Source organism: uncultured Brevundimonas sp., from assembly GCF_963974615.1.
GTDB lineage: Bacteria > Pseudomonadota > Alphaproteobacteria > Caulobacterales > Caulobacteraceae > Brevundimonas.
On the sequence record NZ_CAXBDH010000001.1, the window covers coordinates 1 to 21,857 of the forward strand.

24 protein-coding genes are annotated in these 21,857 nt (G+C 68.0%); 6 read left to right on the plus strand and 18 right to left on the minus strand.

Translation table 11 applies throughout. The features are described from left to right. Positions 1-199: 199 nt before the first annotated feature. Genes lpxK through AAC050_RS00020 form a run of 4 tightly spaced genes read right to left on the minus strand, consistent with a single transcriptional unit; the run spans position 200 to position 5,058 of the window. A complete protein-coding gene (gene lpxK, locus AAC050_RS00005; RefSeq protein WP_339913002.1) occupies positions 200-1,234 on the minus strand; it encodes a tetraacyldisaccharide 4'-kinase in 1,035 nt (344 codons plus the stop codon). Further along, complete coding sequence (locus AAC050_RS00010; protein ID WP_339913003.1) at positions 1,231-2,526, minus strand: 3-deoxy-D-manno-octulosonic acid transferase; 1,296 nt, start codon at positions 2,524-2,526, stop codon at positions 1,231-1,233. The genes lpxK and AAC050_RS00010 overlap by 4 nt, the downstream gene beginning before the upstream one ends. A 1-nt stretch (position 2,527) precedes the next feature. Continuing rightward, the gene (locus AAC050_RS00015; RefSeq protein WP_339913004.1) at positions 2,528-3,214 is read right to left on the minus strand and encodes a lysophospholipid acyltransferase family protein; all 687 of its coding nucleotides are present in this window, start codon (positions 3,212-3,214) and stop codon (positions 2,528-2,530) included. Then, on the minus strand, positions 3,211-5,058 hold the full coding sequence (locus tag AAC050_RS00020) for an ABC transporter ATP-binding protein (RefSeq protein ID WP_339913005.1): 1,848 nt from the start codon (positions 5,056-5,058) through the stop codon (positions 3,211-3,213). The genes AAC050_RS00015 and AAC050_RS00020 overlap by 4 nt, the downstream gene beginning before the upstream one ends. Positions 5,059-5,136: 78 nt before the next feature. Between AAC050_RS00020 and AAC050_RS00025 the strand changes: the two genes are divergently transcribed. After that, positions 5,137-5,805: a sulfur transferase domain-containing protein gene (locus AAC050_RS00025; RefSeq protein ID WP_339913235.1), complete on the plus strand. Its 669-nt coding sequence runs from the start codon at positions 5,137-5,139 to the stop codon at positions 5,803-5,805. 3 nt (positions 5,806-5,808) lie between these two features. Here AAC050_RS00025 and AAC050_RS00030 read toward each other — a convergent pair whose 3' ends face one another. The 12 genes from AAC050_RS00030 to folE form a co-directional block, all read right to left on the minus strand. Next, positions 5,809-6,021 carry a hypothetical protein gene (locus AAC050_RS00030; RefSeq protein ID WP_339913006.1) on the minus strand — a complete coding sequence of 71 codons (213 nt, stop codon included), beginning with the start codon at positions 6,019-6,021 and terminating at the stop codon, positions 5,809-5,811. 82 nt (positions 6,022-6,103) lie between these two features. After that, entirely contained in the window at positions 6,104-6,358 is a 255-nt protein-coding gene (locus tag AAC050_RS00035; RefSeq protein WP_339913007.1) for a DUF4170 domain-containing protein, read from the minus strand. Between the two features lie 23 nt (positions 6,359-6,381). Continuing rightward, the gene (locus AAC050_RS00040; RefSeq protein WP_339913008.1) at positions 6,382-7,185 is read right to left on the minus strand and encodes a 3'(2'),5'-bisphosphate nucleotidase CysQ; all 804 of its coding nucleotides are present in this window, start codon (positions 7,183-7,185) and stop codon (positions 6,382-6,384) included. Continuing rightward, complete coding sequence (locus AAC050_RS00045) at positions 7,185-8,516, minus strand: TldD/PmbA family protein (RefSeq protein ID WP_339913236.1); 1,332 nt, start codon at positions 8,514-8,516, stop codon at positions 7,185-7,187. Before AAC050_RS00045 ends, AAC050_RS00040 begins: the two co-directional genes overlap by 1 nt. Positions 8,517-8,670: 154 nt before the next feature. Beyond that, positions 8,671-9,777 carry an aspartyl protease family protein gene (locus AAC050_RS00050; RefSeq protein WP_339913009.1) on the minus strand — a complete coding sequence of 369 codons (1,107 nt, stop codon included), beginning with the start codon at positions 9,775-9,777 and terminating at the stop codon, positions 8,671-8,673. Between the two features lie 22 nt (positions 9,778-9,799). Beyond that, positions 9,800-10,219 carry an MAPEG family protein gene (locus AAC050_RS00055; RefSeq protein WP_339913010.1) on the minus strand — a complete coding sequence of 140 codons (420 nt, stop codon included), beginning with the start codon at positions 10,217-10,219 and terminating at the stop codon, positions 9,800-9,802. 2 nt (positions 10,220-10,221) lie between these two features. Beyond that, positions 10,222-12,060 carry a M14 family metallopeptidase gene (locus AAC050_RS00060; RefSeq protein ID WP_339913011.1) on the minus strand — a complete coding sequence of 613 codons (1,839 nt, stop codon included), beginning with the start codon at positions 12,058-12,060 and terminating at the stop codon, positions 10,222-10,224. A gap of 52 nt (positions 12,061-12,112) precedes the next feature. Beyond that, a complete protein-coding gene (locus tag AAC050_RS00065; protein ID WP_339913012.1) occupies positions 12,113-13,642 on the minus strand; it encodes a UbiD family decarboxylase in 1,530 nt (509 codons plus the stop codon). A 76-nt stretch (positions 13,643-13,718) separates the two neighbouring features. Then, complete coding sequence (locus tag AAC050_RS00070) at positions 13,719-13,967, minus strand: XRE family transcriptional regulator (RefSeq protein WP_339913013.1); 249 nt, start codon at positions 13,965-13,967, stop codon at positions 13,719-13,721. Positions 13,968-14,015: 48 nt separating this feature from the next. Beyond that, the gene (locus tag AAC050_RS00075) at positions 14,016-14,852 is read right to left on the minus strand and encodes an aldo/keto reductase (RefSeq protein WP_339913014.1); all 837 of its coding nucleotides are present in this window, start codon (positions 14,850-14,852) and stop codon (positions 14,016-14,018) included. 136 nt (positions 14,853-14,988) lie between these two features. Then, positions 14,989-15,432: a biopolymer transporter ExbD gene (locus AAC050_RS00080; protein ID WP_339913015.1), complete on the minus strand. Its 444-nt coding sequence runs from the start codon at positions 15,430-15,432 to the stop codon at positions 14,989-14,991. A gap of 148 nt (positions 15,433-15,580) precedes the next feature. Beyond that, complete coding sequence (folE, locus tag AAC050_RS00085; RefSeq protein ID WP_339913016.1) at positions 15,581-16,198, minus strand: GTP cyclohydrolase I FolE; 618 nt, start codon at positions 16,196-16,198, stop codon at positions 15,581-15,583. Positions 16,199-16,359: 161 nt separating this feature from the next. Between folE and cysS the strand changes: the two genes are divergently transcribed. Together cysS and AAC050_RS00095 are read left to right on the plus strand one after the other, a co-directional pair. Beyond that, on the plus strand, positions 16,360-17,814 hold the full coding sequence (cysS, locus tag AAC050_RS00090) for a cysteine--tRNA ligase (RefSeq protein ID WP_339913017.1): 1,455 nt from the start codon (positions 16,360-16,362) through the stop codon (positions 17,812-17,814). A gap of 151 nt (positions 17,815-17,965) precedes the next feature. After that, positions 17,966-18,619 (plus strand): hypothetical protein, encoded by a 654-nt coding sequence (locus AAC050_RS00095; protein WP_339913018.1) that lies wholly within the window; start codon positions 17,966-17,968, stop codon positions 18,617-18,619. A gap of 41 nt (positions 18,620-18,660) precedes the next feature. On the opposite strand, the gene AAC050_RS00100 is transcribed toward AAC050_RS00095, so the two are convergent. Beyond that, positions 18,661-19,950, minus strand: coding sequence for a lytic murein transglycosylase (locus tag AAC050_RS00100; RefSeq protein ID WP_339913019.1), 1,290 nt, complete (start codon positions 19,948-19,950; stop codon positions 18,661-18,663). A 238-nt stretch (positions 19,951-20,188) separates the two neighbouring features. Between AAC050_RS00100 and ykgO the strand changes: the two genes are divergently transcribed. From ykgO to AAC050_RS00115, 3 genes are all read left to right on the plus strand, one after another. Continuing rightward, positions 20,189-20,314, plus strand: coding sequence for a type B 50S ribosomal protein L36 (gene ykgO, locus AAC050_RS00105; RefSeq protein WP_006274063.1), 126 nt, complete (start codon positions 20,189-20,191; stop codon positions 20,312-20,314). A 174-nt stretch (positions 20,315-20,488) separates the two neighbouring features. Further along, entirely contained in the window at positions 20,489-20,764 is a 276-nt protein-coding gene (locus AAC050_RS00110; protein WP_339913020.1) for a DUF2312 domain-containing protein, read from the plus strand. Between the two features lie 83 nt (positions 20,765-20,847). Beyond that, complete coding sequence (locus AAC050_RS00115) at positions 20,848-21,117, plus strand: hypothetical protein (protein ID WP_339913021.1); 270 nt, start codon at positions 20,848-20,850, stop codon at positions 21,115-21,117. A gap of 14 nt (positions 21,118-21,131) precedes the next feature. Here the strand turns inward: AAC050_RS00115 and AAC050_RS00120 are convergent, their stop codons facing one another. Continuing rightward, positions 21,132-21,848 carry a CPBP family intramembrane glutamic endopeptidase gene (locus AAC050_RS00120; protein ID WP_339913022.1) on the minus strand — a complete coding sequence of 239 codons (717 nt, stop codon included), beginning with the start codon at positions 21,846-21,848 and terminating at the stop codon, positions 21,132-21,134. Positions 21,849-21,857: the final 9 nt, after the last annotated feature.

Below are 21,857 nucleotides of genomic sequence, written 5' to 3' on the forward strand. Positions count from 1 at the left end.
GGCCCCTATCCGTCAGGCTTCGCCTGCCACCTTCCCCCGAAATGGGGGAAGGGATATCTGCGCCGTGTGCCGACGGACGTGACCGGGCTGGCTGTGATGAAGGGCAACGCGTCCTTCCTCCCTCGCGGGGGAAGGTGGGCCGTGGAACGGCTCGGATGGGGGCGCTTTCCTTTAATGACCGGCGGCAGGCCCCCATCCGTCAGGCTTCGCCTGCCACCTTCCCCCGAAATGGGGGAAGGGACTGCAGCATCTCCCCGAACCCCGCCTCGTCCTCGAATACCGCCTTCACCGGCCATGAGATGACGCGGTCGCGCCACGACGGCGGCAGGCGGGACCAGTCCTTTTCGGTGGTGATCAGCCGGGCGTCGAAGACCCCGGCCCGGTCAGCCAGAAAGCGCAGGTCGGACTCGCGGAAGGCGGCGTGATCGGGGAAGGCGACGAATTCGGCCAGATCGGCCCCGGCGGCCTTCAGCGCGCGCTCGACCTTCCACGGCTTGGCGATACCGGCGAAGCCCAGCAGCGGCCCGGGCGGCGGCGGCGCGGCGGGCAACAGCCGGGCGATGAAGACCGGCAGGGGGGCGAAGGTCGCGACCAGGTCGGGATCGGCAGCCTCGAGATCGGCGGGCAGCAGGATGACAACGGCGTCGGCGCGGGCCAGTCCGGCCTTCAGCGGTTCGCGCATCGGCCCGGATGGAAACACCGAGCCATCCCCGAACGGCCATTCGTCGCCCCGGGTCTCGCCGTCGACGACGATCAGGCTGAGAGTCTTGTGCAGGGCCGGGTTCTGATGGGCGTCGTCCAGGACCAGCGTTCCGGCTCCGGCGTCGACGGCGGCCCGGGCCCCGGCGACGCGGTCGCGAGCGATCCAGACCGGACTGTCCAGCGCCAGCATCAGCGGCTCGTCACCGACCTCGGCGGCCGTGTGGCTCGCGGGATCGACGCGGATCGGTCCCTCGAGCCGGCCGCCATAGCCACGCGACAGGGCCTGGGCCTCGACCCCGGCCTGACGCAACAGGCGCAGCACCTCGCGCGCCACCGGAGTCTTGCCCGAGCCGCCGACGGTCAGATTGCCGATCGAGATCACCGGCACCCCGACGTTGACTGGATGGGAACGGGCGATGCGCCGGGCGGTGACCGCAGCCCACAGCCAGGACAGGGGTAGCAGGGCCATGCGCGTCACCGGCGCATGGCGGCGGTCGCGGCTGTACCACCAGCGCGGTGTCGACAGCTTCATCCCGGCCTCCGGGACCGGATCGGCGGGAGCAAGGGCTGCAGCGTATCCCACAGGCGGTCGAGGCCGGAGCCGGCGTCGGCGGCGGCGCGACGGGCGCGCTCACCCATGGCCCGGGCGGCTTCGGCATCGGCCAGCAGCGGGGCGATGACGGCGGGCAGGTCGGCGGGGGCCTCGACCATGACCAGCCCCCCGGACTCGACCAGGGTGCGGGTGATCCCGGCCCAGTTCGACACGTCGGGACCGGTGACGGCGGGCTTGCCCAGCCGGGCCGGTTCCAGCGGATTGTGACCGCCGACGGGCGGGGTCCCCAGCGCCGCCGAGAACGAGCCGCCCATCACCACCACATCGGCCAGCCGCAGGAACAGTCCCATCTCGCCGAGGGTGTCGGCCAGATAGATGTCGGTGGAGGCGTCGAGGGCGTGGCCGGCGGCGCGACCGGCGACCGAATGGCCGTCGCGGGTCAGGGCCGTGGCGATGGCCGGGCTGCGCTCGGGATGGCGCGGCACCAGGATCAGGCACAGCCGGTCGGTCAGGCGGCTGAGGGTCCGCGCCAGAGCCAATTCCTCGCCGTCATGGGTGCTGGCGGCGACGACCACGGGCCGGTCGCCGATGGCGGCGCTGAGGGCGGTGAAGGCAGCCGTGTCGTGGGGCAGGGCGTCCCCCGACAGCTTCAGGTTCACATGGCCGTCGATGCGGGCCCCCAGCGTCCGCAGCCGCGTGGCGGATTGTTCGTCCTGGGGCAGGATGCGGTCGAAGGTCGACAGCAGCTGCCGCGCCGCCCCCGGAAACCGCGTCCAGCCGGCGGTGGTCTTTTCGGTGATCCGGGCGCTGACCAGGGCCAGGCTCACGCCCCGGTCGCGCGCCGCCAGCAGCAGGTTGGGCCACAACTCGCTCTCGACGAAGACGCCCAGCGACGGTCGCCAGTGATCGAGGAAGGCCGCGACCGCGCCCGGGGTGTCGACGGGGGCGAACTGGTGGATCACCCCGTCGGGCAGGCGTCGGGCCAGCAGGGTGGCCGAGGTCAGGGTGCCGGAGGTGACCAGAACGGTCAGGTCCGGTCGCTCATGCCGGAAGCGTTCGACCACAGGCAGCAGGGACAGGGTCTCGCCGACGCTGACACCATGCAGCCAGACCAGATCGCCGTCGGGACGCGGTCGCCCGGCCTGACCCAGCCGTTCATCGACCCGGGCGGGGTCCTCCTTACCCCGTTTGACCCGGGCATCGAGCAGGCGCGGGACCAGGGGTTCCAGCACCCGGGTCAGCAGACGATAGGCGGCGAGGGCGAGGCTCACGTCAGATCCGCTCCAGTCCGACGAGGGCGTCCGCCTCGGCTTCCACGGCGGTCAGACGCGCGGCCCACAGCCGGGCGACCTCGGCGGGGTCGGTTCCCTCGGGATAGTCGGCCAGGTCCCAGACGATCGCGCCGCGTCCGAACGGCAGGGGCACCAGGGCGCGATCCCAGCTGTTCAGGCGAATGGCCGGCTTGCAGGACAGGCCGATGAACAGCACCGGAGCCCCGGACAATCTGGCCAGCAGCGGCAGGCCTTCGCCCATGGTCCGGGCTGGTCCGCGCGGACCGTCCGGCGTGAGAGCCAGGGCCCCGACCCTGAGCTGGCGCAGGCCGTCGCGCAGGGCCTGTGAGCCCCCCTTGGCCGCGCCGCCCTTGTCCTTGTTGGCTGAGGACCCGCGAACGGCAGGAAAGCCGAGCAGGGCCATGGCCCGGGCAATGAACTGGCCGTCGGGGCTGAGCGAGATCAGTCCCTTGACGGGCTGGGCGCGCGCCAGCGGCCAGCTGGCCGGAGACAGGGCGATGCGTGAATGCCAGAAGGCGCAGACGACGCCGCCGCCCTTGCTCCAGACCGACTCCGGCAAGTCCGTATTGACGTGGGTCCAGCGGATGGTGGCGATGCAGAAGCGCATCCACCCGGCCAGCAGTCGGGCCAGAACGGCCTGGATCACCGGATTGCGCAGCGGCCTCACGAGACTGCCGCCACGCTGACGGGCTCGCCGTCCATGGACTGCTGTTTGGCCAGCCGGGCATAGAGGTCACCGGCCTTGACCAGGGTGTCATGGGTGCCGGTCTCGACCACCCGGCCACCGGCGATGACATGGATGCGGTCGGCGTTGCGCACCGTCGACAGGCGGTGGGCGATCATCAGGGTGGCGCGCCCCTGCATCAGCCGCACCAGTGCCGCCTGGACCAGGGCCTCGCTCTCGGTGTCCAGCGCCGAGGTGGCCTCGTCCAGCAGCAGGATCGGCGCGTCCTTGATGAAGGCGCGGGCGATGGCGATGCGCTGACGCTGGCCGCCGGACAGACGCAGGCCGGCCTCGCCGGCACGGGTGGCATAGCCCTGGGGCAGGGCCATGATGAACTCATGCGCGGCGGCGGACCGGGCCGCTTCGACGATATCCTCGGCCGTGGCCCCGGGGCGGCCGTAGGCGATGTTGGCGGCGATGGTGTCGTCGAACAGGAAGGGCTCCTGGGTGACCAGGGCGATTTTGGCGCGCAGATCGTGGATCTTCAGTTCGCGGATGTCCTCGCCATTGATGGTCACGGCCCCGGCGGTCACGTCATAGAAGCGCGGCAGCAGCGACAGCAGGGTGCTCTTGCCGCCACCGGAGGGACCGACCAGGGCCACGGTCTCGCCCGGGGCGACGCTCAGCGACACGTCGGCCAGGGTCGGGGCTCCGCCGTCGGCGGCGGGCGCATAGGCGAAGGAGACGTGGTCGAAGGCGACGGTGGCGGTGCCGTCCGTCAGGCCCCGGGCGTCCGCAGCCTCGCGGATCTCGGGCTGGATATCGAGGGCGCGGAACAGGCGTCGGGCCGCGGTCAGACCCTCGGCCATCACCGTCTGCAGATTGGTCACCTGACGCAGCGACTGGCCCGCCGCCATCAGCAGGGCGATGAAGGCGGCGAAGGCCCCGACGGTGATGCCGCCGTCCCGGGCGCGCCAGCCGGCATAGGCCATCACCGCCGCGACCACGATCATCGACACCAGATTGCTGGCCGGACCGGCGAAGGCGCGGGCGTCGGCGCTCTTGATCACGTGACGCTGACGTCGGCCGACGACTTCGGCCACGCGAGCTTCCTCGGCGGTCTCGCGATTCTCGATCTTGATCAGCCGGACCCCGTCCAGATTCTCCATCAGCGCGGTCGACAGGTTTTCGGTCTCGGTCATGGCCCCGCGCGTGGCCTTGCGCGTGCGTTTGGAAAAGCGCCGCATGACCAGACTGACCAGCGGCACGGCCAGCAGGACGATCAGCGTCAGGTTCCAGTCGATGAAGGCCATGGAGACAATCACCGCCACCAGCATCAGGGCGTTCTGGGTGTAGGCGACGACGCCGTTGGTGAAGGCCTCGCGCACCAGATTGGCGTCGAACAGCACCGAGGAGACGAAACTGCCGGAATGCTGGCTGCGCAGCCGGGCCAGGTCGGCGCGGATCATGGCCGCGAACAGCCGCACCTGGATGTCGCCGACGATGCCGTGACCCAGCCGGTTGACGAGGGCGGCCTGACACAGGGCGGCGACGGTCCAGACCAGGGCGACGGCGATGATGGTCACCGGAATGGCGATCACCGCCTGATGCGGCGGGATGGTGATGAAACCCCACAGCAGGATCGGCGCGTCCTGCTGGACGAACAGGCCGTTGATGGCCGGCTCGAGCAGTTTCAGCGTCAGGGCCGACAGGCCACCGGCGAGACCGGCGCACAGCATCGAGGTGAACAGCGCCGCCTTGTGATGGGCGAGGTAGTCGCGCCAGATCCGCGCCAGCAGCGGGCGCAGGCGGTCGTCCTCTGGCGTGGCGGCGGCTGGGGTGGTCATGGCTCTCGGTCGGACGTGATGGGCGGCAAGTCAAGCCGGATGGATGACGGACGCAGTCTGAGCCGCTATGGCCGTGACATGGCACGTTACGACCTGAGCACCCGGATAGGCCGTTTCAAGGCGGGCTGGGACTATATCTGGCACGATCATGCCTTCCTGCGGGTGTGGTTCATGAACGCCCACTGGCTGGGCCCGGACCTGGTGCGCACCAACCAGCCGTCGCCACGCCAGCTGGCCCACTGGAAGCGGCAGGGAATCAGGACGGTCATCAATCTGCGCGGCAGCGACCGCGACGAGGCCTGGTTCGCGCTGGAAAAGGCCGCCTGCGCGCGGCTGGGTTTGACCCTGATCAGCGCGCCGCTCGATTCGCGCGACCCGCCGCAGCGCGAGCGCATCCATCGGGCCCGCGAGCTGTTCCGGACGATCGAGTATCCGGCCCTGATCCATTGCAAGTCGGGGGCCGACCGGGCCGGGATGATGGCGGTCTTCTATCGCCATTTCCATCTGGGCGAGCCGATGTCCGAGGCGATCGGCCAGCTGTCGAAGACATACCTGCATCACCGCGAGGGTCTGACCGGGGTGCTGGACCATACGCTGGAGAAATATCTGAACGAGGTCGAACCGACGGGGGTCAGCTTCATCGACTGGATCGACAGTGACGCCTACGACCCGAAGGCGATCCGGGCCGAGTTCAAGGCCGGCTGGTGGGGCACACTGCTGACCGAGAAATTGCTGCGGCGCGAATAGAACTCAGCCCCAGGGACCACGCGGCCGGTCGGAAGTGGTCGTATCGCCGTCGTCCCCGCCCGGTCGACGGGCGCGACGTTCCGCTTCCCACTGCCGGAACCAGCGGACGTAATTCCTCTGACGCTGGAAGACGAACAGCCAGAACACCAGCACCGTCAACAGTGAGATGAGGGCGAACAATTCCTGTCCGCCGAGGGTGGTTCCGAACAGGGTCATGCCGTCTCTCCTGTAACAGGCCGTCGCCGGTCACGGGGAACAAGCGCACCGGGGCGCGAACCGTTCCCGCCCGGTGACGGGGTCAACCGTGGGCGGCGTCGCCGCGCGGGTCGATCATCCGGTGCGCATGCAGGATGAAGAACCGCATATGGGCATTGTCGACCGTGGCCTGGGCCCGGGCCTTCCACGCCTTGCGGGCTTCCTCATAGCTGGGATAGGCCCCGACGAATTCGACCCTGGACAGGTCGCGGAACACCGGGGCGTCGAGGTGACGCAATTCGCCCCCGATCACCAGATGCAGCAGTTGGGGAGTCTCGACTTCGGTGGGCGCGGTCATGGTCGGGTATCCGGCAAGGGAAGTTATTCTGCGAGCGGGATAGGCGCACAGCGCCGCACGATCAACGGGTGAAGCGCCGGGGCGGCGCAGATCAGACTGCTTTGTCGCGGATCGGGGCGATTAAATTGCCACGGCCGCCCGTGATGGTCGCTGACCACGGCCCCGGCCTCTTCGGCGATCAGGGCCCCGGCGGCGATGTCCCAGTCCCATTTCGGCGACAGGGCGATGGCGGCGTCGAAGGCCCCGGCCGCGACCAGGGCCATGCGATAGGCGATGGCGTTGCGCTTCTCGAAACGCATGGCCGGCCACGGTTCGGTCCAGTGCGGCCCTTCCAGCAGCCGGGCGTCGGCGAGGATGGCGGCGTCGTCCAGGGTGGTGACGTCCGAGGCCGAGATCGGCTGATCATTCAGACGCGCGCCGCCGCCGAGGGTGGCCTCGAAGGTCTCGTTCAGGGTCGGGGCGTGGATCACTGCGGCGACCGGACGACCGTCCTCGACCACGGCGATGGGGATGCACCACCACGGGGTGTTCTTCATATAGGCGACGGTGCCGTCGATCGGATCGACGATGAAGATGCGCCGCCGCGACAGCCGCTCGGGGCCATCCGCGGTCTCTTCCGACAGCCAGCCATAGTCGGGGCGGGCCCCCAGCAATGTGTCCTTCAGCAGGGCGTCGACGGCCATGTCGGCGCTGGTCACCGGCGAGCCGCCGAACTTGGACCAGGTCTTCAGGCCCCGCTCGCGTTCGGCCAGCGCCAGCTGTCCCGCCGCCTGCGCCGCCGCGCGGATCAGCTTAAGGTCCTGAGTTAAGTCGTCGTCGTAAGGCATTATTTTCCGGCGATGGAAACGGCGTCAAAGGCCAGGGACGGGACGTTGAACGATCCGCGGAATTCGAGATCCGAGCCGTGCTGCAGGCGGGCGTAGAGATCGATCAGCTTGCCGGCCACGGTGACCTCGCTGACCGGATAGGCCAGTTCGCCGTCCTCGAACCAGAAGCCCGAGACCCCGGCTGACCAGTCGCCGGTATTGCCGTTCAGCGACGGGCCGAACATCGAGGTGACCAGCAGGCCCGAACCGGCGTCGGCCATCAGTCCGGCCAGGTCGCGCCGGCCCGGCTCCATGTGCAGATTGTGGGTCGAGACCCCCGGCGGCCCGGCCAGGCCGCGCGCGGCGTGGCCGGTCGAGGCCAGACCCAGCTGGGCCCCGGCCGAATTGTTCAGCAGCCAGGTCGTCAACACGCCGTCGTCAATGATTGATTGCCGCGTCACCGCCACGCCCTCGTCGTCGAACGGGGTCGAGCCGAGGCCGCGCGGGCGGAACGGATCGTCGATCAGATGGACCCCGGCCGGCAGGACAGCCTGACCCAGCCGGTCCTTGAGGAAGGAGGTGCCGCGCGCGATCGACGGCCCGGCGATGGCCGAGAGCAACGGCGAGACGACCTGTCCGGCGATGCGATTCTCGAACAGGACCGGGGCGGTCATCGAGGCGATCTTGCGCGGGCCGGTGCGGGCCACGGCGCGGCGACCGGCTTCGGCTCCGATCGAGTCGGCCCCGGGCAGATCGGACAGGTGGCGGGTGTGACGACTCTCGCCGCCACGTTCCATGGCGCCGTCCTTTTCGGCGATGACCCCGACGCCGAGGCCGAAGCCCGAGCCGTGATAGGCCCCGTCGAATCCGTGCGAGGTGACCAGCCGCCAGCGACTGGCCGAGGCCGAGGCGTGGCCGCCTTCCGACCGGACGACGCCCGCGACCGCCAGGGCCGCGTCCTCGGCGGCGACGGCGGCGGCTTCCAGCTCGGCGGCCGAACGTTCACTGCCGTCGAACAGGTCCAGATCGGGGAAGGGACCACGGGCCAGCCGGTCCTGCGGGGCCAGGCCGCAGTACGGATCCTCGGGGGCCAGCCGGGCCATGGCCACGGCGCGTTCGACCAGACGGCTGCGGGTGGCGTCGGACAGATCGGAGGCCGAGACGGTGGCCTGGCGTTTGCCGATGAAGACCCGCAGGCCCAGATCGCGCGACTCCTCGCGCTCGACGTCTTCCAGCCTGCCGTTGCGGACCCCGACCGACAGGGCCGCGCGTTCGGCCGAGACGGCCTCGGCGGCGTCGGCCCCGGCCCTCAGGGCGGCGGCGACCAGATCAGGCAGCAGATCAGCGGGGATGGTGGCGGTCGACGGGGAAGCACTGGACATACCCCGATATGGCCGACCCCCTGCTGCACCGCAACCATGGGAGCGGGGACGATCTCCGATCACTGCGGAGACATGGCGGACTCGCTACTCCAGCTCGACCTCGGCGAACCGGTCCCAACCATGGCTAGATGATCGGTGCCGTGGTGATCGACAGGCTGAGAAGGCGGTTGTCGCGTTCGACCGTGATCTGGATCCGCTCTGAACATCCACACGTCGCAATCGCGTCTATGGCCGACTGGTTCTGCGGGAGCGGAGCCACGTCGCCCAGGGTCACGATACGGTCACCGAGTTGCACGCCGGCGGCCACGGCGGGACCGTGGTCGGCAAGGCCCACGACCCGACCCGGGTCCGTGCCATCGGTTCTGAAGTCTATGCCCATGCCGATCCAGGTGGGGGCTCCTCCGGACCAGGAGGTCAGGGAAACCCGTGCTCCTTTTGGCGAGAAGACCCAGTCATAATGCTGGATCAGGTCCAGACCGATCAAACCGGACACCAATCGCCCGCTCACCCGCAGGGTGGATGAGCCTGGCCGCACGCGCAGCAGGGCATTGTGGATCACGGCGTCTCCGGATGTGAGCCGGGGAATGCGGAGCGCTCTGAGCGCTGACCCGCCTGTGGTGGTGAAACGGGCGGTTCCGACCCCGGCGATCGAGGCCAGCCGGGTTGCTTCGCTGTCGAAAATCGAAGACGCGGTCGCTCCCGTGTCGATGACCATCACGAAGCGTTGGCCTTCCAGCTCAAACTCGGCCAGCGGGACTCGGGCACGATGAATCCGCAAGGCCGTGCCGTCCGGGATCGTCCCGTTCACCATCAGGCTGGAGCGGGAAAAGCGTAGCGCAAATCGGTCAAGCGACGTCGTGCCCAGAACACAATCTATGTCTGGCTGCAGGGAATCCGGCATTATGGCCCAGCGTCGGGGGCTGAAAGCCAGCCCCGGAATATGAAGACCGACGTCGCGGATCGTCGGTGCGCGCCGCGGGCCCCCTATCGTGTTGATCCGCAGGCTGCCATCGCCGGTGAGGCCGAGTCTCCCGGCGAGCCCTTCCGAGATCGTTGAAATTCCCGCTGCCGTATCCAGAACCGCCCGTACGGCGGAGCCTGCGATCATGGCTCCGGGCAGAACAAGACGATTGCGCTGAACGACGATGGTGGTCGCGCCTTCGTCAGCCCGGGCTGCAGACATGGGTGCCGCAAGCGCCAGGCCGGAAACCACGAATGCCCGTCTGTCCATAGGGCCCAAACCTTGACCTCTCTCAGATCACCGCGAAGGCGATCAGGGTCACGGCCCCGACCAGCAGGGCGATCCAGGTCAGCAACATGCCCAGCACCCGGCCCAGCGACGTGCCCCTCTGCAAGGTCAGGCCGAGGGCGTGGATGATCCGGCCCAGGGCCAGGGTCGCGCCGACGCCGTGGATCAGCAGGACCGGCGCGCCGATCAGGGCCATCAGGATCAGGGCGACCAGTCCGGCGGGCACATATTCGCTGGCATTGCCGAAGGCGCGGGCGGCGACGGTCATCTCGGGATTGCCGGCGTCACCCAGCGAGATCTGATGACGAAACCGCCGTCGCACGACCAGGCCGGACAGGCCGATCAGCAGCAGGATCAATATGCCGGACCACAGGGCCGCGGCCTGGACGGCGGTCAGCATCTCGACGGGGTGGGCGCTGGACATGGTCAGGTCTCCCGACCGACCGGATAGAGCCGGTAGTGGTCGTCGTGGAAGGGGGTGCGTTCGTAGAACCATTCCAGGCGGGCATTGCCGTCGGCGGCGAAGGCCGGATCGGCGGCCAGTTTCGCCTCGAACGCGGCCTTCAGGGCCGGGTCGGCGGCCATCATGGCCTCGGCCAGCGGGGCGATGGCATAGGGTTCGATATATTCAACCCGGCTCAGCACTTCGGTGATCATGCCCCAGGCGAAGAAGCTCTCGCTGGACTGGGGCTCCAGCAGCAGGACGACGATATCGCCCAGCGGCTGGTCGGTCGGCACCCGCACCGAACCGGCGGGCCAGGTCCGCTCGCGGCGTTCGGCGGTGACGTCGGTGACGCTGGCCTGGACGTGACCCTCATTGGCCCGGGTCGCCAGCCTGGGATCCTTGAGACGCAGCATGTCCAGCGACACGGTGCGCGGTGCGGTCAGGGTCTCCATCTCGACGCCCTGCAGCCGCAGCCGCTCGATCAGGTCGGCGCGGTAGGCCGGGATCCAGTAGGCCACCGGCCGCTTCAGGATCAGCGACGGCTTCGAGCCATAGAAGGGCAGGGACCACAGCTCGGGGTCCGGCTGACCCAGCCAGCGCACGACCGGCTGGCCCAGCGCCGGGCTGTCGTACATCTCATAGGTGATGCCCTTGAAGGCGCGGGTCGCCGAGGGCTGGTCCTCGGGCACGAAATTGGCCGGGATCCCGGCCGGGCGCAGGGCGCGGTCGGTGGCGATGGCGGCGCGCAGGGCGGGGCCGTTATCGGCCAGCAGCTTCATCGATTCCTCGAGGAAGACATAGGTGCCCAGTACGCGCTGCTCATAGGGTTTCAGGCTGTGGTTCTCGATCAGGACGGCGGGGACGTGGGCGGCCGAGCCCCAGCCGTTGGAGAAGCGCTCGCCCAGACCGCCGTCGGACAGGCCGGCGCGGGGATTGGCCTCATCGATGCCGAATACCAGCTCGCCGGGGATATGGCCCTCGGCCTCCAGCGCCGCATTGATGCCGGGCTTGAAGGTGGCGTCCAGCCAGCCGGCGATGGCCGGGCTGCGCGACCAGACCCCGTTCTCGCCGTTGAAGCCGTAGGTGATGTCGTACTGGTAATCCATGCCGTCGGTGACGTGGATGTCGACATAGAGGTCGGGCCGGTATTTCAGCACCAGACCGCGCACGGCCTGCATCTCGACCTGATCCAGCTTGACGTAGTCGCGGTTCAGATTCTGGTTGGTGGCGGTGTTGCGCCAGCCCTGGATACGCGGCCCGCGCTGGTTGGGGCGGCTGTAGGCCCCGGCCCGCTCATGGCCGTCGACCGACAGGATCGGGATCAGGATCAGATTGACCTTGTCCAGCAGGCCGCCCTTGTCGCCGAACGCCATGTCGCGCAGCAGCATCATGCCCGCGTCCTTGCCGTCGATCTCGCCCGGATGGATGCCGGCCTGGGCCAGCAACACCGGTTTGGCCGGGTCGAATTCAGCCCCGTCCTTCGAGGCGATCACCGCATAGATGGGCCGCCCCTCGGGCGAGACGCCGAACTGTTCGATGCGGATCAGGTCCGAGGCGGCGTCCAGCCGGTCGAACCAGGCGCGGGTGGCGGCATAGTCGGGGCTGAAATCATGGGCCGGATCAAGCTCGAAATCGGTGACCCAGGGGTTGGACGCATCGACCATCAACGCCCGGCTGGCCCCGTCCCAGGCCGGAGCCGGCGGCAGGAAGGCCCGATCCCACGGCGCGGTGTTGGACACGGACGACGCGGGCGGACTCTGGGACATGGCGGGACTCACAAACAGGACTGAAAAAACGGCCAGCAGGGCGAGACGACGCATGAAGACTCCTCGGGCTGGCCGGAACGACCCCGGACCATAGGCCGCTTCGCCGTTATTTCCAGATTTGTGTGCCGTCACCGGGCAATCCCAGCCGGTCCCACATGTCGGAGACCTTTTCGATCACCGCGTCGTCCATGCGGATTTCCTCGCCCCATTCGCGCTTCGTCTCGGGCGGCCATTTGTCGGTGGCGTCGAGGCCGATCTTGGAGCCGAGGCCGCTCTCGGGGCTGGCGAAGTCCAGATAGTCGATCGGGGTGTTCTCGATCAGGGTGATGTCGCGGGCCGGGTCCATCTTGGTGGCCATGGCCCACATGACCTGTTTCCAGTCGCGGGCGTCGATGTCGTCATCCACGACGATGACCCATTTTGTGTACATGAACTGGCGCAGATAGCTCCACACGCCCAGCATCACCCGCTTGGCGTGGCCGGGATAGGCCTTCTTCATGCTGACCACGGCGATGCGGTAGCTGCAGCCCTCGGGCGGGAGCCAGAAGTCGGTGATCTCGGGGAACTGGGCCCGCAGCAGGGGGATGAAGACCTCGTTCAGGGCCTCGCCCAACACGCTGGGCTCGTCCGGCGGCCGGCCGGTGAAGGTGGTCAGATAGATCGGGTCCTTGCGCCTGGTGATGGCGCTGATCTGGAAGACCGGGAATTTCTCGACCGAATTATAGTAGCCGGTGTGGTCGCCATAGGGGCCCTCGTCCTCATGCTCGTCCAGCAGGACGTGGCCCTCCAGCACGATCTCGGCCTGGGCCGGCACCATCAGCGGCACGGTCTTGCAGGCGACCAGCTCGGCCCTGGCCCCGCGTAGCAGGCCGGCGAACTGGTATTCGCTCAGGGTGTCCGGCACCGGAGTCACGGCCGCGAGGATGGTGCCCGGATCGGCCCCCAGCACCACGGCGCAGGGCAGGGGATCGCGCTTGCCGGCCTTACGGTGCCGGGCATAGTGCTGGGCCCCGCCGCGGTGGGCCAGCCAGCGCATGATGCAGCGGTCCTTGCCCAGCACCTGCATGCGGTAGATGCCGAGGTTGAAGTCGTCTTCGGCGCTGTCCGACGGTCCCTTGGTCACCACCAGCCCCCAGGTGATCAGCGGCGCGGGCTCGCCGGGCCAGCAGGTCTGGATCGGCAGGGCCCCGAGGTCGATCTGGTCGCCCTTCAGCACCACCGACTGCACCGGGGCGGTTTTCACCACCTTGGGCCGCATCGACATCACCGTCTGCGCCAGCGGCAGCATCTCCATCGCGTCGCCCAGACCGCGCGGCGGCGTCGGGTTCTTGAGGAAGGCCAGCAGCTCGCCGACCTCGCGCAGTTCAGCGGCGGTGGTGCGGGCCTTCTTGTCGAGAGTCACGCCCATGGCCACGCGCTTCACCGTGCCGAACAGATTGGCCAGGGCCGGGATCGGGCTGATCGTGCCGTCGGCCATCACCGGCTTTTCGAACAGCACCGCCGGACCGCCGTTGCGCAGCAGCCGGGTCTGGATCTCGGTCATCTCCAGCACGGTCGAGACCGGCTCGGCGACCCGCACCAGCTCGCCCTCGGCCTCAAGCATGGCAATGAAGTCGCGCAGGGATTTATAGGCCATTCGTCGCTCCGTCCGGAGCGCATGGATTAGGCGGCGCGGCCGTCCGTGTCACGGGGGGCGTTAGGGGATCTGCCGACTAATAGGTCGGGGTGTCCGACATCAGGGCCCAGACCGGCAGGTGCAGGCAGGCGGTAGCGGCGGCGATCTGCAGGCTGTTCAGATGGGCCCGCCCGGCCTCGGCCAGCCGAATCTGTTCGGGCGACAGGGACAGGGCCTTGGCGAGGGCGTCGGTGCCGACCCCGCGCTCACGTCGCCACTGTTTCAGCCGTGTGCCGACGGCCACATCGTCCGGATCGAGTCCGGGAAACCGGTGGATCGAGCCCATGGGCCTGCCGCCTTCGCGTTTCTCCGGCGGATGGGGGCCGCCTGGCCGTCAATCCTGATCCCATTTGAAGGCCGGATCAATCCAGTCGCCGATGCGGCCGTCGGGACGGGCCAGGGCGTGGATACGCAACATCTCCTCGTCGGACAGGACGAAGTCGAAGATGTCGAAATTCTCGGCCGCGCGGCTTTCCTTCGACGTGCGCGGGATGGCGATGACGTCCTGCTGGATCAGCCAGCGCAGGGTGACCTGGCCGGGGGTCTTGCCGTGGGCGCGGCCGATGTCGGCGATAACGGGATCGTCGGCGATCCTGCCCTGGGCCAGCGGTGACCAGGCCGTGATCGACGAACCGAGGTCGGCGGCCGTGGCCAGCAGCGGCCGCAGTGACAGATAGGGGTGATACTCGACCTGGTTGGTGAGCAGCCAGGCGTCCGACACCGACTGGGCCTCGCGGAACTGGGCCGAGGGGAAGTTGGACAGGCCGATCGACCGGGTCAGGCCGCGGGCCCTGGCGTCGTTCAGCGCCCCCAGGGTCTCGACGAAGCTCGGGGTTGGCCGCGGCCAGTGCAGCAGCAGCAGGTCGGGGGTCAGGCCCAGCCGCTCGACCGAACCGGCGGCGGCGCGCTGCAGGTCACCGTCGGCGAAATCCTCGACCCAGATCTTGGTGGTCAGGAAGATGTCGGCGCGATCGACGCCCGAATCGCGGATGCCCTGACCGACCCCTTCCTCATTGTTGTAGATGCGCGCCGTGTCGATGTGGCGATAGCCGATGCGCAGGGCCTCGGCGACCATGCGCCGGGCGTCGGCCGGTTCCAGCTGCCAGGTGCCGAAGCCGAGCAGGGGAATGGAGACGTCATCGACGGTGACGGCGGGCTGGGACTGCGACATGGCGGACTCCGGGACACGGGGGCCCCCACATCTGGGGGGCGGGCGGCTGCGATCAACCGTCGGCCCGCCGTCGCCCACGAAAAAGGCCGCCTCCCGGAGGAGACGGCCCTGTTTCGGTCGCCCGGGCGCGGTGGCCTCAGGTGATGTCTTCGTTCAGCAGGCCGACCTTGAGGAAGCCCTTTTCCTGCAGCTTGTTCATGACTTCCATGAAGGAATTGTATTTCACTTCCGGTTCGGCACGAACGAAGACGCGTTCCTCGCGGCAGGCGGGGTATCCACCGCCGAGGGCGGCGCAGACGTCGGCGTCGAGGGTCTCGATCGTGGTCTGATTGTCGGCGATGAAGACCGAGCCGGATTCCTGGATGCTGATATAGACCGGCTCTTTCACCTCTTCGCTGGGGTCCGGCGGGGTCGCCGGCGGCAGGTCGAGTTTGATCGACACGGTGGCCATGGGGGCGGCGACCATGAAGATGATCAGCAGCACCAGCATGATATCCACGAACGGCGTGACATTGATGTCCGCGTTCTGCGTGATCGTTTTGCCGCCCTGTCCGGCGGGGCCTGCAAGTTTGGAGCCCATGCGCTGAAAATCTCCTTCAGGCCCGACGCGACTGCGGCGGGTTGCGCTTACGATTTATCGTCTCTTGGCGGGATGTGCCCGCCTTGTAAAGCGAACTCGAACCCAAGTCGGTTCCTTCGGCGCAGAATACACCTGCGACGCGAGTAAATCAGCCCCTGGACAGCTTGAGGAAGCGATCCATCAGGGCCGGGTCCGTTTTGAACACCCCGGTGAACCGGGTCGTCAGGGTCGAGACGTGACGGTGATGAACCCCACGGGTGGTCATGCACTGGTGTTCGGCGTCGATCAGCACCGCCACGCCTGCGGGTGACAGGTGCGAATCAAGGGCGGCGGCGATCTCCTGGGTCAGGGTTTCCTGGGTCTGGAGACGTTTGGAGAAGATTTCGACGACCCGGGCGATCTTGGAGATGCCGACGACCTTGTCGGTCGGGATATAGGCGACATAGGCCTTGCCCAGGAACGGAGCCATATGGTGCTCGCAGTGGCTTTCGACCTCGATGTCGCGCAGCAGCACCATGTCGTCATAGCCCTGGACCTCCTCGAAGGTGCGCGACAGTTCGCGGGCCACATCGGCGTCATAGCCCTGGAACCAGTCGCCATAGGCGTCGACCACGCGGCGCGGCGTGTCGATCAGACCCTCACGGTCGGGATTGTCGCCGGTCCAGGCGATCAGCGTGCGCACAGCCTCCAGCGCCTGCTCACGCGTCGGCTTGCCGGGAAGGGTGTCGTCACTGACCAGGACGGGTTTGACGGGGGTCACGCTCATGTTCAATCTCGAAGCGACGAAGTAGCGCCGGGACGATGGTCCCGGATGGACGCGCGTCGCTCTCCCTTAAATACACCGGCCCGCTGTTCGCGAGTGCGGTAGACCGGCTATATGGGAGACACACTCCGTCCTGCAAGAAAACTGAAGGCCAACGCCGCAATATGACGCTGACGCTCCACGACACCCTGCACCGTGAAAAGCGCGTGTTTGTGCCCCGCGATCCGGAACGGGTGACCCTCTATGTCTGCGGCCCCACGGTCTGGGACTTCGCCCATATCGGCAATGCGCGCCCGCCGGTGGTGTTTGATGTGCTGGTGCGGCTGCTGCGGCGGGAATACGGGGCCGACAGCGTCGTCTATGCCCGCAACGTCACCGACGTCGACGACAAGATCAATGCGAAGGCGGCGAAGGAAGGCACGCCGATCGGCGAGGTCACGGCCCGCTTTGAGGCCGCCTATCTGGCCGACATGGCGCGCCTCAACGTGTCGCCGCCCGATATCGCCCCGCACGTCACCGACCATATGGACGCCATCGTCGCCCAGATCGCCGCGATCCTGGAACAGGGCTGCGCCTACGCCGCCGAGGGTCATGTGCTGTTCGACGTCTCGTCCTATGAGAACTACGGCCGGCTGTCGGGGCGCAATCTGGACGACATGATCGCCGGGGCCCGGGTCGAGGTCGCGCCCTACAAGAAGAATCCGCATGATTTCGTGCTGTGGAAGCCGTCGAAAGAGGGCGAGCCCGGCTGGCCGTCCCCCTGGGGCGTGGGGCGGCCGGGCTGGCATATCGAATGCTCGGCCATGATCGAGGAGACCCTGGGTCTGCCGATCGACATCCACGGCGGCGGCATCGATCTGGTGTTTCCGCACCATGAGAACGAGATCGCCCAGGGCGTCTGCGCCCATGGCCACGCCCACGAGGCCGATGCCCACGCCGAATACAGCCGCTACTGGATGCACAACGGCTTCCTGACGATGGACGCCGAGAAGATGTCCAAGTCGGTCGGCAATGTCCTGCTGCTGCACGATCTGGTGCAGGCGATCCCCGGCGAGGTGGTGCGCTGGGCCCTGCTGAGCGCCCATTACCGTCAGCCGCTGGACTGGAATCAGGCCCTGCTGGACCAGTCGCGCAAAAATCTGGACCGACTGTACGGGGCGTTGGCCGACGTCGACCGATTAGCCGTTCAAGCCGGGACGACCCTTCCCTCACCGAGGTCGCATATCGTTGATGGTCATCTGAAGACGAGTGGGTTCCTCGGAGCAATTGAGGATGACCTCAATACTCCGGGCGCAATTGCGGCGCTGTTCGCCCTTTCGAACGGTATTCGGGCGGCCCTGATGGGTGAGGTGGACTGGCAAATCGTTTCTGATACCCGTGCCGCGCTTCAAGCGTCTGCCAACCTGCTGGGCGTCCTTCAGGTTGATCACGCGATGTGGTTCGACGCCGGTGTCGACGACTCCTTTAAGGCTGAGGTCGAGGCGCTGCTGGCCGAACGAGTCACCGCCCGGACGGCGAAGGACTGGCCTGAAGCCGACCGCATCCGCGACCGGCTCAATGCCCTGAATGTCGTGGTGATGGACAGTCCGGCCGGCGCGACCTGGCGACTGAAGGGCTGAGGCCCGGGCTGACCCGGACTGCGGCATGCGGCCGCAGTCCCGGGTAAGCCGGGGGGAGGATGGTCGTCCGCGCGTAGATACTGCAGGAGCTGACCGGTCGAGGCTGTGCCTGACGGCATGGCCATCCGGCAGTGTTCACTGGAGACCACCCATGACCAGAACCCATATGACGTCGCTCGCCATCGCCGGCCTGCTGGCCGCGCTCGCCTCCGGCCCCGCGGCGGCCCAGACCGCGCCGCAGCCGGCCGGTGCCCATGCCGGCCACGCCGCCCACGCCGCAGCGGCCCAGGCGGCTCCTGAAGCTCCGGCGGCGGAAACCCCGGCCTGCCCCGGCATGTCCGGCATGTCCGGCATGGACCATTCAGCCATGTCGCCCGAGCAACGTGCGGCGATGATGGAGCGGCATCAGACCATGATGGCCGCCCATGGCACCGCCACGGCGGATGCAGCCGGTCACGCCGGCATGGCGGGCATGGATCATTCAGCCATGACGCCCGAGCAACGTGCGGCGATGATGGAGCGGCATCAGACCATGATGGCCGCCCATGGCACCGCCACGGCGGATGCAGCCGGTCACGCCGGCATGGCGGGCATGGATCATTCAGCCATGACGCCCGAGCAACGTGCGGCGATGATGGAGCGGCATCAGACCATGATGGCCGGGATGGACCATTCGACCATGTCGAGTGAGGAGCATGCCGAGATGAAGGCGAAACACGAGGCCATGATGGCCTCCTGTTCCGGCATGTCGGGCATGGAACACCCTGCCCCCGACGCCGCGGCTGAATCCGCCCACCAGCACTGAGACCAGCGCCTGCCGTCGGTCAGAGGGCCGGCGGCAGGCGGCTAGCGGGCGCTCATCAGTTCGTTGGCGATTTCGGCGGTCAGATAGCCGTCGGCGATCCGGCCGTTGGCCAGCTGCCAGCGGCGCAGGGCAGCGCGGGTGTTTGAGCCGATAACGCCGTCGATGCCCTGGGTGTCATAGCCGCGCCGGGTCAGGGCGGCCTGGGTGCCGATGCGCTGCTCGCGCGACAGGGGGGCGTCGTCGGGCCAGGTCGCGACCAGTCCCGGCTTGCCCGAGATGCCGTCCGCCGTCAGGCCGATGGCCAGCGCATAGCTGACCGAGTTGTTGTAGCGACGAATCACATAGTGGTTGGGCAGAGCCAGGAAGGCCGGGCCACGGGCCCCCTGCGGCAGCAGGATGGTCGCATTTTCCAGCGCTTCGGCCTCGGTCGGGGTGCCGCCGCGGGCCACGGTCACGCCGCGCGCGGCCCAGAAACGCCACGGATGCTGCGGTCCCTCGGCTTCGGCATAGTCAAAACCGGACGGCAGGGTGACCTCATAGCCCCACGCCTGGCCACGCTTCCAGCCGGCCTGGGCCAGCAGGTTGGCGGCCGAGGCCAGGGCGTCGGCTTCCGAGCCCCAGATGTCGACCTTGCCGTCGCCGTTCTGGTCGACACCGAGGCGCAGATAATTGTCGGGCATGAACTGGGTCTGGCCCATGGCCCCGGCCCAGCTGCCTTTGAGTCCCGCCCGGTCGCGGCGGCCGTCGATGACGATATCCAGCGCGTCCTTCAGCTGGGCCTCGGCCCAGTCGCGACGGCGGCCGTCATAGGCCAGGGTGGCCAGCGAGCGGATCACGTCCATGTCGCCCTGGACCTGACCGAAGCTGCTCTCATTGCCCCAGATCGAGATCAGGATCTCGGCCGGGACGCCGAATCGCTGGGTCACCTCCCACGGCACCCGGTCATACCGCTGGCGCGCCTGGGCGATTCGCGCCGGGCTGGCGGCGTTCTGGATATAGGCCCCGGCGGGGCGGCTGAACTCGGGCTGGTTGCGGTCGAGACGCAGGACACTGGCGTCCGGCGTCAGTCCGGCCAGTTCGCGCTCATAGGCGGCGCGGCGACTGCCGCCGTGGCGGCTGAGGAAGCCCTGTTTCCAGCCTTCGAACCCGGCCTGATCGGCGGCATCGGCGGGGGGCGGCGCGGGGGTCGGCACCGGGGCCGGGGTCGGAGCCTCACCAACCGGCGTGGCCGGGGCATGCAGGCTCGGCAGGGTCTCCGGGATCATCGGCGCGCAGGCCGTGACGCAACCGATCAGGAGAAGACGAGAGCTGAACCGCATGACCTTGGACATAAGTTTCCTGTGACGACCTGCTACGCTAGCGCGTGAGTGATGAATTTGTTGCCCTTCAAGGGCGCGGCAAAAGATGAAATAGCCGCTAACCACGCCAGTTTGGCGGGGCGACGGAGACACAGTCGCCGTCTGACTATGGCGAGGCGTTGACGGAACCGCCGCGTCTCTCTATACGCACCGCTCCGCCGCAGGGTTCGCCTTGCGGCTTTCCCGTTTGTTTCGCCTACAGGACAAGACCATGAAGGTCCGCAGCTCGCTCAAGTCGCTCAAGGGTCGCCATCGCGACTGCAAGATCGTGCGGCGCAAAGGCGTCGTTTACGTGATCAACAAGACCGACCCGCGCTTCAAGGCGAAGCAGGGCTAGGGACTGCGCTCAAGCAGCCCGTCGCCGTGCGACGGGCGTTAGCGCACCGAGGTCTGAACTACCCACAGGGTCGCGGGCGTTGTCCGCGGCCTTTTTCGTGCCTGCCGTTGAGCGTTTCGCCCCGGCATGGTTAGCGTCCGCGCTTGAGTTTTTTACTGACCCGAGGAGATCCCCATGGCCGACGACGGCACCTTTGACGCCAGCCCGGACATCCTCAACGCCACGGCCCAGGGCCGTCTGCGCACCATCATCGAGCGCCTTGAGCGGCTCGAAGAGGACAAGGCCGCCATCATGGCGGACATGAAGGAGGTCTTCCTCGAGGCCAAGGGCGAGGGCTACGACGTCAAGATCCTGCGCAAGGTCATCCGCATCCGCAAACAGGACAAGGCCAAGCGCCAGGAAGAGGACGCGATCCTCGACCTCTATATGTCGGCGCTCGGGGAGATCTGACCCTGAAGCGAACCGGTTTCGGTGGCGGCAAGGGCGGTTCGAAGAAACCGCCCGCCAGTCCGTTCGAGGCCGAACGCAAGGCGGTGCAGCGCGCCGCCCTCAATGCCCTGAAACGCGCCCGCCGCTCGGCCGAGAAGGCGGGCGTTTCGCTGTCTGAATGGGAGGGCGAGTTCCTCGAGTCGGTCGGCGACCGCATCAAGACCTACGGCCGCGCCTTCGGTGACCCCGAAAAGGGCGCGCCCGGCCAGGCCCTGTCGTCGATGCAGGGCCGCAAGCTCAAGGAAATCACGAAGAAGGCCAAGGGCGAGGCGCCGAAGCGGCGCTGGGGGCGGAAGAAGTCGGCGGAGGAGTAGGTAGCCTTCGCCCCCTAGATCAGCAGCATGATGGCGTTGCCGAAATTGTGCATCAGCACCGGCAACAGCAGGCTGCGGGTACGCAGGACCATCCATACCGCCAGGAAGGACGGCAGGGCCGTCAGCGCCATCGTCAGCGGATCGAATGAGAAATGCCCGTCGCTGTAGCCGAACGCATGACCCAGCCCGAACAGGGCGCAGGACAGAACCGCCCCCCAGCCCCACTCGACGCCCAGCAGGCGCACGCGCCCGAGGAAGGCGTGACTGAGGGCGACCAGCAGGATGCCGCGATAGAAGGGCTCTTCCTCGAAACCGGGCATGGTCAGCTGAAAGGCGATCGTCTCGCCCGACGCCGGCTCGTTCGGAAACACCCAGGCCAGGAGGGCGAAGAAGCCCATATAGACAAGGGCGACCGGCAGGGCTGTTTTCAGGCTGCCGGCGGCCTGCACCAGCGTCAGGCCCGACCGTCGCCAGCCGAACCCCGGCAGGGCGGCGATGGCCAGCGTCGCCAGCAGGGCTAGCCCCTTGCCCTGCCAGTTCCAGTCGCTCACCGGCAGAAGATCGGGCAGATGGCCGTAGCCGCGCGTCAGCAACACGTCATTGAGCAACACGAGCGCGGCGGCGACCAGCAACCAGCGAACGGACAGCTGCCCGGGCCGGACAAGGCCGATCACGACCCCCGCAAGCAGCAGGAGCCCGATTACGCCCGATATTCCGATCAGACCGTCCATACGATTGTC